Genomic DNA, 15543 nt, shown 5'->3' on the forward strand with positions numbered 1-15543 from the left:
CGTCTGCGCCTCGCTCTCTGCTCCACAGCTTGGGTTCAACAGTATTGCTGTCGCACCAACGATGTGAAACGGCCAGGAGCTGCCCATGACCACGAAACTGCGACTGCCCGGACGACCCGAGGAGCTCACCCTCCCCGCCCTGCTGGCCCGCAACGCCGCCGACTACGGGGACCTGCCCGCCCTCTCGTGGCGTTCCGGCCCCGGCGACGCCCCGTGGACCACCCTCAGCTGGACCGAGGTCCGCCGTAAGGTCGCGGTGCTCGCCGCGGGCTACGCCGCAATCGGCGTCGAGCGGGGCGAACACGTGCTGATGATGATGGGCAACCGCCCCGAGCACTGGCTCAGCGACCTCGCCCTCGTCCACCTCGGCGCGGTGCCCGTCACCGTCTACGGGACCTCCGCGCCCGAGCAGATAGCCCACATCGCCCGCCACAGCCGGGCCCGGACCGCCGTCGTCGAGGGCGCCCGCGAGCTCGGCCGCTGGGAGCCGCTGCTGGCCGACGCCACCGTGCCCCTGGAACGGCTGGTCGTCGCGGAGGCCGCCGAAGCGGGCCCGCACCTCAGCTACGGCTCCCTCTTCGCGAGCGGCGCCCGCCGCCACCGCACGGACGCCTTCGAGAAGGCCTGGCGGGAGAGCCGCCCCGAGGACCCGCTGACCGTCGTCTACACCTCCGGCACCACCGGTGACCCCAAGGGCGTCCGGCTCACCCACCGCAACATCCTGCTCCAGTCGGTCCGCCTGGACCGCCGCACCGACCTGCCCGAACACGCCGAGCACCTGTGCTACCTGCCCTTCGCGCACGTCGCCGAGCGGATCCTCGGCATCTACCTGCCACTGCTGCGCGCCGCGCACGTCCGGCTGTGCGCCGACCCGACCGCCGTGTCCGCCGCGGTCCGCGAGCTGCACCCGGTGCAGTTCTTCGGCGTGCCCCGGGTGTGGGAGAAGCTCGCCGCCTCCGTACGGGCGGTGCTGGCGCGGCTCCCCGAGGAGCAGCGCGCCGCCATCGAGGCCGCGAACGACCTGGCCCGGGCCCGCGCCGGGCACCGCGAGCGCGGCGAGGAGGCCCCGGCCGCGCTCGAAGCCTCGTACGCCCGGGCCAAGGAGCGGGTGCTGGACCCGCTGCTGGGCCTGGCGGGGCTGGACCGCCTGGTGTGGACGGCCAGTGCCACCGCGCCGATGCCGATCGACGTCGTCCGCTTCTGGGCGGGCTGGGGCATCACCATCATGGACGCCTGGGGCCTGACCGAGACCTCCGGCGTGTGCACGGTCAACAGTCCGGACTCCTTCCGGCTCGGTTCGGTCGGCCGCCCGATCGAGGGGCTGGAGCTGAAGCTCGCCGAGGACGGGGAGATCCTGACCCGCGGGGAGACCGTCTTCGGCGGCTACCTGCGGCCGGACGGCTCCCTGGAGGACGCGGCCGATGCCGAGGGCTGGTTCGCGACCGGGGACATCGGGCGGCTCGACGAGGCCGGCTTCCTCTGGCTGACCGACCGCAAGAAGGAACTGATCATCACCTCCAACGGGAAGAACGTCTCCCCGGCGCTGGTGGAGAACACCGTCAAGGAGCACCCGCTGATCGGGCAGGCCATGGTCCACGGCGACGGCCGCTCCTACCTGGTGGCGCTGCTGGTCCTCGACGCGGAACTGGCCCCGGCCTGGGCCGCGGCGCGCGGTATCGACGCCGGGACCCCGGACGGCCTCGCCGCGCACCCGGCGGTCCGCGAGGAGGTCGCCCGCGCGGTCGAGGCGGCGAACGCCCGGCTCAACCGCACCGAGCAGATCAAGCGGTACCGGCTGCTGACGGGGGAGTGGGGCCCCGAGACCGGTGAGCTCACCCCCTCGCTGAAACTCCGCCGCCGCGTGGTCCGCGAGAAGTACGCGGCTCTGATCGAGGGGCTCTACGAGGAGCCGTACGACGAGCCCGGCGGGGAACCGTACGGGGAGCCCGGCGGAGTCACGCCAGGGGAACCGGAAGGCGTGCCCCGGGCGTAACCCCAACGTCCAGGTCCGGTGGGCGGGCACCTGCCCACCGGGCCAGGGGCGGTCTCAGGCTGGGGTATGGGCCTTTTCGGTGGCACCGCCGCCCTGGCAGGCCAGGCACGGCTCGCTGTACAGGATGCGCATCTGACCGTCGACGAGGATCGTCCGTCGGATGCCCCGACATGCAGCACACCCGGTGGTCACCTCGCTGCGACGCCGGGGAATCCCGCCCCTGCGGCGAAGCTCCCGCAGGTGGGCGATCAAGGGTCCGTGTTCACTGCTCTGCCACGCGGTCATAACCCATCAGCCTAGCGAGGCCGACCTAGTTGGGGTGGTCTTCGCGGCACGTGGCCTCGCAGTTGCCGTTCGAGCACTGATTGTCGTGCTGGCAGCCAGCGGCGACGGGGATGCCCCCCAGGGGGCCGGTCCACAGGTCCATGTCGGGCTCGAACCCGGCCTGCCTGATCCGGCCCACGGTGGAGTCGAGGGCGCCCGGGGTGTAGCGGGTGGGGTCGGGCAGTTCCGGCAGGTGGTGCACGAACCGGCCCAGCCGCGAGCACAGTCCGGCGTACACGGCGGTGTGGAGGATGAGGGCGTGCCACCCTTCATCGACGGTCCGAGATGGCCGCATGCAGCCAGGGAACACTGCGGCTGCGGCGACGAACTTGAGTCCCTCCTCGGTGATCCGCTCGGCGTTGACCTGGCTCATGTCGGGGTTGTTGCTGGCGACGGTTGCGACGACCCCCTCGAACTCGGCAGCGCTGATGAGAGTGCGGGCGTCCCTCGTGGTAGTCATGCGGCGGTGCTCCCTGATTCGTCGTGGCGGAGGCGGGTGAGGCTGCGCGGCCGGGCGGGGGCTCAGTGGGCTGCGCCCGTCACGATTACGGCTGTACCGCAGCTGGCGGAAGCAGTGAGGGGTACGCCGCTCACCCGGCAGCCTCGATGTTGGCGACGGCCGTGGTGATCTCGCGGCCGGACGCGATGCGGATGTACGCCAGCTCCGCCCACCGCTCGACGCCCGTGTGCGACACGCTCTCGTTGACCACGGCCATCAGTTCGCCCTCGGCTCCGGAGGCGATGTCGCGGACGCGCTTGCGCAGCAGGCGGTGCGGGAGGTCCTCGTAGGCCCCGGTCACCGGGCCGGCTCCGGGTGGTGCCGGCGGATCAGGACGTTCAGGTCGCTCACGCGGGACGAGTCGCCGGCGTCGTGTGCCCGCACCCGCTCGCGTGGTGGTGGCACTCCTCGCACGAGTCCGGCGGGACCGGCCATCGCCGGGGGAACAGCTCCAAGTGCTCTGGTCTCTTGATGGTGCTCGCCATGCCCGGCGCTCCCAACTGTCTTCATCGGGTGTCGAATCGGAGGAGGTCCGGCGCGCCGCTCGTCGGCTTCGTACCGCTACGCTGAGTGCCCCGGTGACCACAGAAATGAGCGTAGATTCCCGGTTGAGCTGCTCGAAGTGACTGTGAGTACGGGTTGCCCGGCCATGCGCCTGGGCAGAGGGAGCGCCATGGGCAAGACTCCGACTTCCGCCCTGACCGTCGGTCAGGGAAGCCGGCGACGAGGTCGCAGCGGGATCGTTTCCGGCTACGTGTTCCGCGTCATCCGTGAGCATCTCGGACATACGCAAGAGGGCCTCGCGGAGGTGTTCGCGGTCTCGGTGGACACGGTCGCCGGATGGGAGACCGGTCGACGCCCCCTGACCGCCCTTCCTGTCGGCCAGGTGCTGGCGCACCGGCACCGACTGATGCGCATGGGTGCGAGCCCTTCCTTGCTCCTGGCCCTTGAAAGGGCTTTGGAAGCTGACGTACTGCTGGCCGATGCCCTGGACGACGAGGGGGCACCGGCTGACAGCCCCTTGGGAGGGTGTGTCCTACAGCGTGACCTCGTCGAGGTGCTCGCCTGGCCGCTGAACGGCCAGGTACCAGAACCCGTACGAGCTGTCCAAGCCGTCACACGTTCCCGCCGTGGACCCGCATCCGGCCGCCCGGAGCTGACCGAGGAGGAGCGCCGCCGGTTCTTCGGCCACATGAGGCGCATGGCCGAAGAGGCCCAGGCTGACCGCCAGTTCCTCCTGCGCAGGCAAGCCATGTACCTCGCGGGCTACGACGACGCGACGGACACGTTCGATTGGCTGGCCCAACAGCGCAGGGTGGACCGGCCGTCCGACTGGCTGACCCAATGGCTCACGTCCCGGTCCGTCGCCGCCGTGGCCGCACGGCAGGGGGATCGGGAGCGGATGCAGCACTTCATCGCCACGGCTCTGGACGACGACGAGGCCGGCGAAGCAGCGAACCTCAGCTACTGGGCCTACTGGATCGGGGAGTCGGCCCACCCCCAGCTGTCCGACGACTTCATCGCCGCCCCCGGCACCATGCCGTGGCAGGGGCACCGGCTGCTCCAGCACCTCGTGGCCGTGCTCGCGCCGCAGCACGGGTTCTTCGATCTCCATGTGCACTCGCTGTGGGCGCTCCTCGCCGCGCGCCCGCGGCTGCTCCGCACCGGCTCGGCCGCGGGACGCGCTCTGCGCGGGCAGCTGCCGGTGCTGTTGGATGGCGCCAAGGCCTCGACGCGTGCGCGCCGAGAGCTGGAGGGCATCCGGTACGCGATCCGCCTCGCCGAGGCGTGAGAAGGAGACACAGTGGCTGACGACCTGTCCGCGGTGGCGCGTTTCCTCTACGAAGCGGGCACGCTCAAGCACGCGCGCCGCACGGGCTGGTGGATGGCAGGCATCAATCAGCCGGAGAGCGTCGCCGAACATTCCTGGCGTACGGCGATCATCGCCTCCGTCATCGCGAAGCTGGAGGGCGCCGACGCCGCACGGGCGGCCTTCCTCGCCGTCTGGCACGACACCCAGGAGACCCGTACCGGAGACGTGAACCACCTCGGGAAGAAGTACTCGACCGGCGCCGAACCGGAGGCCGTCACGGCCGACCAGACCGCCGGGATGCCCGAGGTGCTGGCCTCCGCGATTCAGGACCTGGTGGCCGAGTACGAGGCGAAGGATTCGCCCGAGGCGGTCTGCGCGCGTGATGCAGACAAGCTGGAGTGCATGCTCCAGGGCATCGAGTACAAGGCCCAGGGCTACGAGGCCGCGCAGCGGTGGATCGACAACAGCCAGGCCCGGCTCACGACGGACACGGGTAAGCGGCTTGCCCGGGAGCTGCTCGGGCAGGACCCTCTCGACTGGCTGCGGGCTGCCGTCGGTGAGAAGGGCTGAAGCCAGGACGCGACGGTACCGCCCCCTCCAGGCCCGAAGGCAGGGAGGGGGCGCAGCCGGGACGGCGGCTGGCTCAGCGGCCGATTACCGGGTAGTGGTCCGAGAGGTTGTCGTACGTGTAGGACGTGCCCCAGCTGGAGACCGTCCAGGGGGTCGACTGTTCCTTGACCACGTTGTTCTCCCAGCCCGCGGGGCGGGCGTTGCCCTTGCGGAAGAGGACGTAGTCCAGGTCCTCGCGCGGGTCGGTGGGGTAGCGGTACTTCGCTATCGAGTTCAGCGCGGTGTCGAAGGAGTACGTGTGGCCCGTGCGGGTGTCGGAGCCCGCCAGGTCGGCGTCGGCCAGCATGGACGCGTACTCGGGGGTGCGCGAGTCCACGTTCATGTCGCCCGCCACGATCACCTGCTCGCCCGCCGGGATGTTCTTCCCGTCGAGGAAGGAGTCGATCGTGCGGAACTGGCGGGCGCGCATCTCGGCCGCCTCGCCCGCGTCGCAGCCCGGGTCGGTGGACTGGGCGTGCGTGCCGACCACGTGGACCTTGGCGCCGTTCACGTTCAGCACCACGTAGGCGAAGCCCTTGTTGGACCACCAGTCCGCGCCGCAGGCGTCCTTGTAGACCACCTGCTCCTTGCGGACGATCGGCCACTTGCTGAGGACAGTGACGCCGCCGTCCTCCGGGGTGGTGGAGGAGTAGGCGCCGCCCGTGGCGTCCCAGCCGCTCTTGCTGCGGCCGACGACCGGGGTCTGGTACGGGTACTGCGCGGCCGAGTTGGCCTTCAGCGCGTCCGAGGCGCCGTTGTCGAAGGCCTCCTGGATCACGACCACGTCGTGGCCCCCGTAGAAGGAGGCCTTGGGGATCTCGGCGGCCCGGTGGTCCTGGCCCCAGTTCGGGTACAGGTTCTTGCTCATCAGGAACACGTTGTAGGAGAGGACGCTCAGCCGCGGCGCGGCAGCGGCGCCCTCGGAGGAAGCGGCCGTGGCGGCGGGAGCGGTGGTGGCGGCCAGGGCAACGGCGGCGGCCGACGCGACGACCGCGGCGGCGGCGCGGTGACGGCGGTGGGAGAGCTGAGGCATGGGGGTCTCCATCATTCCTGCGGGGGAAGATCGGCTCCGCCATCCAAGCAGCCACGGTTACCTCTGGGTAACACCCGTGCAGCGACTTTCTGTCCGGCCAGGGACATCGCGGGGAGACCCGCGAACGCAGCCGGTCATACTGGACACATGAGTACGACGGAGCAGCCCGCAGGACGCGATGCGGGGCCCGGCGCCGGACGCCGCACCGACCCCGAGCCCCCGCCGCCCGGCGGGGTGCTGTGGACCATCGCCGGGGACGTCCGAGCCCTGCTGATGCTGCCCGCCGCCTTCACCCTCCAGGTCGCCCACCCCGCGATCGGGGCCGGGGTCGACCAGTACTCCGTGTTCCGCACCGACCCCTGGGGCCGCGGCGAGCGCTCGCTGCGCTCCGTCCAGCTGTGGGTGTACGGGGGCGAGGAGGCCGCCGAGGAGGGCCGCCGGGTCCGCAGGCTGCACAGGGAGATCCAGGGCACCGACACCCGCGGCCGGCGCTACCACTCCCTCGACCCCGCCTGCTACGGCTGGGTGCACGCCACCGGCTTCCCCGTCTACCTGTACGCGGGCCGCTACCTCCTGCGCCGCTTCACCCCCGCCCAGGAGCGGCAGCTCTACCGGGAATGGCTCCAGGTCGGCCGGATCCTCGGCATCCACGACCGGGACATGCCGCAGAGCATCGAGGCGTACTGGGAGTACTGGGGCCGCATGCTGGCCGAGGAGATCGAGCCCACCAAGGTGGCCCGGGAGCTGGTCGCCACCGACGTGCCGCTGCCCCGGCCCGAGGCCGGCGGGCCCGTCGCCCGGCTCCTGCTGCGGCTCACCTGGCCGGTGCTGCGCACGGCGTTCCTGCGCCTGCGCGCCTTCGTCACCGTCGGGTACATGCCGCCCGAGGCGCGCGCGGCCGTGGGGCTGGAGTGGAGCCCGGCCCAGGAGCGCAGGCTCCGGCGGTTCAGCACCGTCCTGCGGCTGCTCGTGCCGCTGCTCCCCGAGCGGCTGCGGTACCTGCCGATCGCGCGGGCGGCGCGCGCCCGATGGCGCGCCGCCGCCCGCTGACCACTCAGTGGTCGTCGTGCTCGTGGACGGAGTTCGTCGCGGCGATCTTCTTCCAGGACTTCGGCTCCACCTGCTGGGCGGCCGGGGCGCCCTGGGCCGACGGTGCGGTCCGGAGCGAGCGGGCCGACGGCTGCGCCGGGTTCAGGGCGGAGACGTCCGGCTTCCCCGGGGTGTACAGCCAGGTCTCGAACAGCTGGGCCAGCGGCTTGTCGGAGACCCGCTCCGCGTAGCGGACGAAGTCACCGACCTTCGCGTTCCCGTGGGCGCGCTCGGTCGGCCAGCCCTTGAGGATCTGGAAGAACTTCTCGTCGCCGATCTCGTTGCGCAGCGCCTGCAGGGCGAGCGCGCCACGGTCGTAGACCGCGCCGTGGAACTGGTTCTCCGCACCCGGGTCACCCGGCTTGACCTGCCAGAACGGGTCCTCGGCCGGGCGTGAGGCGTAGGTCCAGTCGGCGAGCTCCTGCGCGGTGCCCTCGCCCTCCTTCTCCGACCACAGCCACTGGCTGTAGCGGGCGAAGCCCTCGTTGATCCAGATGTCCTTCCAGCCCTCGACCGACACGCTGTCGCCGTACCACTGGTGGGCCAGCTCGTGCACGACCACCGAGACGTTCGCGCCATTGGCGAACTGGCGCGGGCTGTAGAACGGCCGGGTCTGGGTCTCCAGGGCGAAGCCGCTGGTCACGTTGGGCACGTAGCCGCCGAGCGCGTTGAAGGGGTACGGGCCGAAGACCCCCTCCAGCCACTCCGCGACCTCGGTGGTCCGCTCGATGCTCGCCCGCGCCGCGCCCGCGTTGTCGCCGAGGTCCTTGCTGTACGCGTTGAGGACCGGCAGCCCGCTGGCCGTCTTGTCGGTGGTGATGTCGAACTTGCCGATGGCCAGGGTGGCCAGGTACGTGGCCTGCGGCTTGTTGGAACGCCAGTTGAAGCGCGTCCAGCCGAGCTTGGAGGTCTGCGACTGGAGCACGCCGTTGCTGATGGCCTGGGTGCCGTCCGGGACGTTGACGGAGACGTCGAAGGTGGCCTTGTCGAGCGGGTGGTCGTTGCTCGGGAACCACCAGATGGCCGAGTCCGGCTCCTGCGCGGCGACACCGCCGTCCGGGGTGCGGGCCCAGGCCGACCATCCGTCGACCTTGAACTCGGAGGGCTTGCCCGCGTACTTCACGACGACGGTCGCCTGGCTGTTGCGCGCCAGCGGCTTGGCCGGGGTGATTTCGAGCTCCTGGGTGCCGGAGGTGGCGAACTTCGCCTTGGCGCCGTTGACGCGGACCTCGCTGACCTTGAGCCCGAAGTCGAGGTTGAAGCGGGACAGGTCCTGCTTGGCCGTCGCGATCAGGGTGGCCGTGCCCTCGAGGAGGTCGGTCTTCGGCTGGTACTGCAGGCGCAGGTCGTAGTGGGACACGTCGTAGCCGCCGTTGCCGCTGGCCGGGTAGTAGGGATCGCCGATACCCGGGGCTCCCGGACCGTAACTCGCCGCCGACGCCGGGATCACCAGCAGGAGGGAGGCGGCGAGCACGCTCGGGGCGATGACTTTGCGGTGCACGAAGGACTCCAAGGGGTAGGGGAGACACATCAGTTCAAGGTCTCGTCGTTCGACGGTATTCACCCTTGCCGCCCCAGGTCATGTCTACGACCCCTCCTGTCACACGATCGCCATTCGGCCGTCACGGGACGGGGCCGGGCCGCCGTCCGCGGCGCGCGGCGCGCAGCGGGGACCCGGTCCGGGGCGCCGCACCGCCCGCGGAGCCGCCCCGCCAGGAAGTCCAGAAACCGCACCCGCCTCGCCCGCGCCCGCGCCCCGCCGCGGCCCGCGCCCCGCCTCGCCCGCAACCCGCCGCACCCCGCCGCGCCCGCGCCCCGCCGAGCCTGCACCTGCCGCGCCCCGCCGTGCCCGCGCACGGCCCGTCCGCGCTTTCCCGCTTCCGGCAGGGGTGCGGCATACCAAGCAGTCGGTAACCTACGCGGCATGACGATCCCCGCGCTCGCCGCCCGCCGCTGTTGGCACGCCGCCATCAACCCGCTGCACGCCACCATCTACTTCTCGCCGGACATCGCCGCCGAGTTCGCCGCCCTCGGCGTCACGCATCCCGTCGCCGTCAACCTCGCCAGCCGCTCCGCCGCCATGGGCGCCGTCGGCCCGGGGGCCGTCACCGCCGCCTTCTCCAACTACCGGCACGACCTCATCGCCCGGCACCTGCCGGCCGTGTGGGACACCGTCTCGCCCGAGGAGGCCCTCGCCGCACGGCTGCGGGCCGCCGACACCACCCTGCGCCGCCTGCTCGGCAGCGAGACCCTCGCCTCTCCCGAGCTCGCCGAGGCAGCCGACCTGGCGATACGTGCCACCGAGGGCTGCACCCGGCACGCCCGCACCCTCTACGCCGCCCACGCGGACCTCCCCGTGCCCGAGGAGCCGCACCTGCGGCTGTGGCACGCCACCACCCTGCTGCGCGAGCACCGCGGCGACGGCCACCTCGCCGCCCTGCTCATCGCCGGCCTCGACCCCCTGGAGGCCCTCGTCAGCCACAGCGCCACCGGCCGCGGCATGACCTCGAAGTGGATCAAGGGCATGCGCGGCTGGGAACAGAGCGATCTGGAAGCCGCCGTGGACCGGCTCCGCAGCCGCGGCATCCTCGACGCGGAGCGCGAGCTCACCGAAGAGGGCAAGGCGGTGCGCGAGCGCCTGGAGGCCGACACCGACCGCCTCGACGCCGCCCCGTACGAGCACCTCGGCGCCGAGGGGCTGGCCCGACTGCACGCACTCGGCGGCGGCTTCGTCATGAAGGCGGTCGCCGCCGGGGCCTTCCCCGCCGACCTCTTCGGCAAGGTCTGACCGGCCGCACCGGACGGCAACCGGCGGGGTCCCGCCGTCCGCCACCGCCACCTGCCACAATTGGCAGCCTTCCAGTGCACAACGAAGGCAGGCGGGACCCGATCGTGACGACGTCCATCGAAGGCAGGATCGCCGAGGAGCTCGGCGTACGGGAGCGGCAGGTCAAGGCCGCCGTCGAGCTGCTCGACGGCGGCTCCACCGTGCCGTTCATCGCGCGCTACCGCAAGGAAGCGACCGAGATGCTCGACGACGCCCAGCTGCGCACCCTTGAGGAGCGGCTGCGGTATCTGCGCGAGCTGGAGGACCGCCGCGCGGCGGTCCTGGAGTCCGTGCGGGAGCAGGGCAAGCTCACCGACGAGCTGGAGGCGCGGATCAACGCGGCCGACACCAAGGCCCGGCTGGAGGACATCTACCTGCCCTTCAAGCCAAAGCGGCGCACCAAGGCCCAGATCGCCCGTGAGGCCGGTCTGGAGCCGCTCGCCGAGGGCCTGCTGGCCGACCCGTCGGTGGAACCGGCCGCAGCCGCGGCCGCGTTCGTCGACGCGGACAAGGGCGTGGCGGACGCCGCCGCGGCCCTGGAGGGCGCCCGCGCCATCCTCACCGAGCGGTTCGCCGAGGACGCCGACCTGATCGGCGAACTGCGCGAACGCATGTGGGGGCGCGGCCGGCTCGCCGCGAAGGTCCGCGAGGGCAAGGAGGAGGTGGGCGCCAAGTTTGCCGACTACTTCGAGTTCGCCGAGCCGTTCACCGCCCTGCCCTCGCACCGCGTCCTCGCGATGCTGCGCGGCGAGAAGGAGGACGTGCTCGACCTCACCCTGGAACCGGAGCCGCCGGCCGACGCCCCCGGGCCGTCCACGTACGAGGGCATGGTCGCCCGCCGCTTCGGCATCGCGGACCGCGCCCGACCCGGCGACAAGTGGCTGGCCGACACGGTCCGCTGGGCCTGGCGCACGAAGATCCAGGTGCACCTCGGCATCGACCTGCGGACCCGGCTGCGCGCCGCCGCCGAGGACGAGGCGGTGCGGGTCTTCGCCTCGAACCTGCGCGACCTGCTGCTCGCCGCCCCCGCCGGCACGCGGGCCACGCTCGGCCTCGACCCGGGCTTCCGCACCGGTGTGAAGGTGGCCGTCGTCGACGCCACCGGCAAGGTCGTGGCGACGGACGTGATCTACCCGCACGTGCCCGCCAACAAGTGGGACGAGTCCCTCGCCAAGCTCGCCCGCCTCGCGAAGGAGCACGCGGTCGAGCTGGTCGCCATCGGCAACGGCACGGCCTCCCGCGAGACCGACAAGCTCGCCGGGGACCTCATCACGCGCCACCCGGACCTGAACCTGACCAAGGTGATGGTCTCGGAGGCCGGCGCCTCGGTGTACTCGGCGTCCGCCTTCGCCTCGCAGGAACTCCCGGACATGGACGTGTCGCTGCGCGGCGCCGTCTCCATCGCCCGCCGCCTCCAGGACCCGCTCGCCGAACTGGTCAAGATCGACCCGAAGTCGATCGGCGTCGGCCAGTACCAGCACGACCTGTCCGAGATGAAGCTCTCCCGCTCGCTGGACGCCGTGGTCGAGGACTGCGTGAACGGCGTCGGCGTCGACGTCAACACCGCCTCCGCCCCGCTGCTGTCGCGGGTGTCGGGCATCAGCGGCGGACTCGCCGAGAACATCGTGGCGCACCGCGACGCCAACGGCCCCTTCCGCAGCCGCAGGGGCCTGAAGGACGTGGCCCGCCTCGGCCCGAAGGCGTACGAGCAGTGCGCGGGCTTCCTGCGGATCCGCGGCGGGGACGACCCGCTGGACTCCTCCTCCGTGCACCCCGAGGCCTACCCGGTGGTCCGTGCCATGGGCAAGACGGCGGGCGGCGAGGTGGCGGCGCTGATCGGCAACACCTCGGTGCTGCGCTCCCTGCGCCCGGAGCAGTTCGTCACCGACGCCTTCGGTCTGCCGACCGTCACGGACATCCTGCGCGAGCTGGAGAAGCCGGGCCGGGACCCGCGCCCCGCCTTCAAGACGGCCACCTTCAAGGAGGGCGTGGAGAAGATCGGCGACCTGGCCCCCGGGATGATCCTGGAGGGCGTGGTCACCAACGTCGCCGCCTTCGGCGCCTTCATCGACATCGGGGTCCACCAGGACGGCCTGGCGCATGTGTCGGCCCTGTCGAAGAACTTCGTCAAGGACCCCCGCGACGTGGTCAAGCCCGGGGACATCGTCCGGGTCAAGGTCATGGACGTGGACATTCCGCGGAAACGGATCTCCTTGACGCTGCGGCTGGAGGACGAGGCCGGGGCGGAGCGCGGCGCGGGCGCGCCCAAGCAGCGCGAGGACCGGCAGGACCGCCGCGGTGGCGGCCGTCCCCCGCAGCAGCGCGGCCAGGGCGGCCAGGGAGGCCAGGGCGGACAGCGGGGCCAGGGCGGCCAGGGACAGCGGCAGGGCGGCCAGCGCCAGGGCGGCGCCGCCGCCGGACCCGCACCGGCGAACAGCGCCATGGCCGACGCCCTGCGCAGGGCCGGCCTCACCGGCCCCGAGGAGCGCCGCAAGCGCTAGCAGTCGGACCGGGTGGGTTGTGGCCACCCGGGGTGTGGGGGTCTGCGTACGAATTGGCCGAATAGGCACCCCGGCAGGGGGAACGCCTTGCCAACTCCCGTACAAGATCTGTAGGCATGATGGAACGCCCGTTCGTCCTTCCGGCGAACGGGCTTCCGTGTCCCCCTCAGGACCGTGTTCCCCGAGGCCGCCTTGAAGGCACTGGATGTCATGCCCCTGCCCACGCACGCCTACCGACGCTGCCCGCGAAAGGGTCCGAAGAGGGATCACATGCGCCACCCGCAACTCAGCCTGCGCAAGAGGTGCGAGAAGATTCTCGGCCATCTGGATCTGACCCAGCCGTTCTCCCTCGACGGACTGTGCCGGCACATAGCCGACCAGCGGGGCCGGCCCATCCGGCTCCACCCGCTCCCGAAGGAGGCGGCGGAGTCCGGGGTCTGCGGCCTGTGGGTGGGCACCGCCAGCGTCGACTACGTCTTCTACGAGGCCCAGACCACCCCGCTGCACCGGGAGCACATCGTCCTCCACGAGCTCGGCCACATCCTCTTCGGCCACCACTCCGTGGAGGGCGAGGAGGTCGACGGCGACGCCCCGGTCGTCCTCGGGCGCACCAACTACACCACCCGCCAGGAGCAGGAGGCGGAAATGCTCGCCAGCATGATCCGCATCCGGACCGCGCACGCCGCCCCGCAGTCGGCCGCCCGCGCCGGGGACACCCTGTCCCGCCTGGAGTCCGCGATGGGCTACGAACGGCACGCGCGCCAAGAACGCCAAGAACGCCCCGACCAGGGCCGGGAGCGGACGAACGATGGCAGCTGACCTGACCGCCATCGGCGACTGGCTCGCCGTCCCGAGCGTGGTGTGCCTGTGGATCGCGGTCCTGCTCCGCGCCCCGGCCGCCCTGCGCTCCCCGCGCCAGCGCGGCCTGTGGCTGGCCGTGGCCACGGCCGCCGCCGCGATGACCCTGAACCTCCCCGCCGTCGTCACCTACGCGATGCGCGACCCGCACCATTCGCACGCCGTCGGCCTCGTCCGCAACCTCATCGGCGTGCTGTCGGCGGGCGCCGTGCTCTACTTCGTGGCCGCCGCCACCCGAGGCCGCCGCCTCCAGCTCGCCTCCTGGACCGCCACGGTGGCCTGGCTGACCGTGCTCCTGGTCCTGGACGCGGCCGCGCCCGGGCACGGCACGCACACCATGCCCCCGGTGGGCGATCCGGTGCCCTCCCTCGCGTACTGGCTCGTGCTGATCTCCGCCCACGTGATCGCCAACACCGTCTGCGTGGCGCTGTGCTGGCGCTACAGCCGCCGTACCGCGAGCCGGGGGCTGGCCGCCGGGCTGCGGCTGTTCGGCCTCGGTACCGCGCTGGCCGGGCTGTTCTGGTTCGCTTACCTGCTCAAGGCCCTCTTCGGCAGCACCTGGGCGATGCCCGCCCTGCCGCTGCTGATGAACCTGCACGGCCTGCTGCGCGCCGCCGCGATCCTGGTGCCGACCCTGTTCGTCCTGCGCCGCAGCACGGGCGACATCGCCACCGCGTGGCGGCTGTGGCCGCTGTGGCGCGACCTGGTCCAGGCCGTACCGCACGTGGCCCTCAACAAGCCGCGGGCCGGCCGGGTCGTGGAGCTGCTCTGGCCGCCCGTCCCGCGCAACCTGCTGGTGTACCGCAAGGTCATCGAGACCCGCGACGCGATCCTGATCCTGGGGGAGTACGTCGCCCCGGGCGTCCCCGAGCTCGCCCAGGGCCACGTAGCCGGGCAGGGGATCCCCGAGCAGCGGCGGACCGCGGCCGCGCTGGCCTGCGTGCTCAAGGAAGCCCGGCGGGCGAAGCTCGCGGGCCGGTCCGGGCAGACCGGTGCGGGCACGGCGGGCACCCTGACCCTGCCCGCCGCCCTCCAGACCTCGGCCGAGGGCAGCGGCCTGGAGGACGAGGCCGCCTTCCTCGTGGACGTGGCCCGTGCCTACGCCTCGCCGGCCACCACCGCCTTCTCACCCCGTGACGCGCACGACCGCTAGGAAGTGAAAGCCTTGACCACCGTACTCATCACCGGGGCCAGCACCGGACTCGGCGCCGCCTTCGCCCGCGGGTTCGCGGCCAAGGGCTGCGACCTCGTCCTCGTGGCACGCGACAAGGACCGGCTCGACTCCGTGGCCGAAGCGCTGCGCCGGGAATACGGCACTGCCTGCGAGGTGCTGCCCGCCGACCTGCTGGACGCCCAGGACTGCGCGGCCGTCGCCGCGCGGCTCGCCGACCGCCACCGGCCCGTGGACATGCTCGTCAACAACGCGGGCTTCGGCCTGCCCGCGCCCTTCCCGTACAGCCCGGTCGAGGACGAGGAGCGGATGCTCGACCTGCTGGTGAAGGTGCCGCTGCGGCTCACCCACGCCGTCCTGCCGGGGCTGCGCGAGCGCCGCCGCGGCGCCGTGCTCAACGTCTCCTCGGTGGCCGGGCTGTTGCCCACCGGCACGTACGGGGCCGCGAAGGCCTGGGTGACCGCCTTCAGCGAGTCCCTCCGGGTGGACATGGAGCCGTACGGGGTCCGGGTGCTGGCGGTGGTGCCCGGATTCACCCGCACCGAGTTCCAGGAGCGGGCCGGGATGGACGTCAGCGCCCTGCGCGACGCGGTCTGGCTGGAGCCGGAAGCCGTGGTGGACCGGGCCCTGCGCGACCTCGCGCTGCGCCGCCCGGTCAGCATCACCGGCGGCCGCTACCGCGCCTACGCGCTCGCGGCCCGCCACCTCCCGCGCGGGTTCGTGGCCCGGAAGATGGCCCGTACCCGCCGGCCTCCGGCAGACCGGGACGCGTGACCGCGCCCCGGGGCGGGCGCGCCCGGCGGGTGCGCGCAGCACCTGCGGGGCG

At 72.3% G+C, this 15543-nt stretch carries 13 protein-coding genes; 9 read left to right on the forward strand and 4 right to left on the reverse strand.

Annotated elements, in window-relative coordinates; all coding sequences use genetic code 11:
- Nucleotides 1-85 precede the first annotated feature (85 nt).
- On the forward strand, nucleotides 86-1993 hold the full coding sequence (locus IO30_RS0134135) for an AMP-dependent synthetase/ligase (protein ID WP_078904899.1): 1908 nt from the start codon (nucleotides 86-88) through the stop codon (nucleotides 1991-1993).
- 310 nt (nucleotides 1994-2303) lie between these two features.
- Here the strand turns inward: IO30_RS0134135 and IO30_RS0134140 are convergent, their stop codons facing one another.
- Together IO30_RS0134140 and IO30_RS0134145 are read right to left on the reverse strand one after the other, a co-directional pair.
- Nucleotides 2304-2777, reverse strand: coding sequence for a glycine-rich domain-containing protein (locus IO30_RS0134140; protein WP_051902768.1), 474 nt, complete (start codon nucleotides 2775-2777; stop codon nucleotides 2304-2306).
- 130 nt (nucleotides 2778-2907) lie between these two features.
- Entirely contained in the window at nucleotides 2908-3117 is a 210-nt protein-coding gene (locus IO30_RS0134145) for a hypothetical protein (protein ID WP_031149582.1), read from the reverse strand.
- A 372-nt stretch (nucleotides 3118-3489) separates the two neighbouring features.
- Here IO30_RS0134145 and IO30_RS0134155 point away from each other — a divergent pair, with 372 nt between their 5' ends.
- Complete coding sequence (locus IO30_RS0134155) at nucleotides 3490-4608, forward strand: helix-turn-helix domain-containing protein (RefSeq protein WP_031149584.1); 1119 nt, start codon at nucleotides 3490-3492, stop codon at nucleotides 4606-4608.
- Between the two features lie 12 nt (nucleotides 4609-4620).
- Nucleotides 4621-5199, forward strand: a complete 579-nt coding sequence (locus IO30_RS0134160; protein WP_031149586.1) for an HD domain-containing protein — start codon at nucleotides 4621-4623, stop codon at nucleotides 5197-5199.
- 73 nt (nucleotides 5200-5272) lie between these two features.
- On the opposite strand, the gene sph is transcribed toward IO30_RS0134160, so the two are convergent.
- Nucleotides 5273-6271 carry a sphingomyelin phosphodiesterase gene (gene sph, locus IO30_RS0134165; RefSeq protein ID WP_031149588.1) on the reverse strand — a complete coding sequence of 333 codons (999 nt, stop codon included), beginning with the start codon at nucleotides 6269-6271 and terminating at the stop codon, nucleotides 5273-5275.
- Nucleotides 6272-6418: 147 nt separating this feature from the next.
- Between sph and IO30_RS0134170 the strand changes: the two genes are divergently transcribed.
- Nucleotides 6419-7321 carry an oxygenase MpaB family protein gene (locus IO30_RS0134170; RefSeq protein WP_031149590.1) on the forward strand — a complete coding sequence of 301 codons (903 nt, stop codon included), beginning with the start codon at nucleotides 6419-6421 and terminating at the stop codon, nucleotides 7319-7321.
- A gap of 4 nt (nucleotides 7322-7325) precedes the next feature.
- On the opposite strand, the gene IO30_RS0134175 is transcribed toward IO30_RS0134170, so the two are convergent.
- The gene (locus tag IO30_RS0134175; protein WP_031149592.1) at nucleotides 7326-8861 is read right to left on the reverse strand and encodes a M1 family metallopeptidase; all 1536 of its coding nucleotides are present in this window, start codon (nucleotides 8859-8861) and stop codon (nucleotides 7326-7328) included.
- 423 nt (nucleotides 8862-9284) lie between these two features.
- Between IO30_RS0134175 and IO30_RS0134180 the strand changes: the two genes are divergently transcribed.
- The 5 genes from IO30_RS0134180 to IO30_RS0134200 all read left to right on the forward strand — a co-directional run bounded on the left by IO30_RS0134180 (nucleotide 9285) and on the right by IO30_RS0134200 (nucleotide 15491).
- Nucleotides 9285-10148 carry an SCO6745 family protein gene (locus IO30_RS0134180; protein WP_031149594.1) on the forward strand — a complete coding sequence of 288 codons (864 nt, stop codon included), beginning with the start codon at nucleotides 9285-9287 and terminating at the stop codon, nucleotides 10146-10148.
- Nucleotides 10149-10252: 104 nt separating this feature from the next.
- Nucleotides 10253-12688 carry a Tex family protein gene (locus IO30_RS0134185; protein ID WP_031149596.1) on the forward strand — a complete coding sequence of 812 codons (2436 nt, stop codon included), beginning with the start codon at nucleotides 10253-10255 and terminating at the stop codon, nucleotides 12686-12688.
- A 270-nt stretch (nucleotides 12689-12958) separates the two neighbouring features.
- Nucleotides 12959-13507 (forward strand): M48 family metalloprotease, encoded by a 549-nt coding sequence (locus IO30_RS0134190; RefSeq protein WP_051859180.1) that lies wholly within the window; start codon nucleotides 12959-12961, stop codon nucleotides 13505-13507.
- Nucleotides 13497-14699: an MAB_1171c family putative transporter gene (locus tag IO30_RS0134195; RefSeq protein ID WP_031149600.1), complete on the forward strand. Its 1203-nt coding sequence runs from the start codon at nucleotides 13497-13499 to the stop codon at nucleotides 14697-14699. Before IO30_RS0134190 ends, IO30_RS0134195 begins: the two co-directional genes overlap by 11 nt.
- 12 nt (nucleotides 14700-14711) lie before the next feature.
- Nucleotides 14712-15491 (forward strand): SDR family NAD(P)-dependent oxidoreductase, encoded by a 780-nt coding sequence (locus IO30_RS0134200; protein ID WP_031149602.1) that lies wholly within the window; start codon nucleotides 14712-14714, stop codon nucleotides 15489-15491.
- Nucleotides 15492-15543: the final 52 nt, after the last annotated feature.

Source organism: Streptomyces xanthophaeus, assembly GCF_000725805.1.
GTDB classification, from domain to species: Bacteria; Actinomycetota; Actinomycetes; order Streptomycetales; family Streptomycetaceae; genus Streptomyces; species Streptomyces xanthophaeus.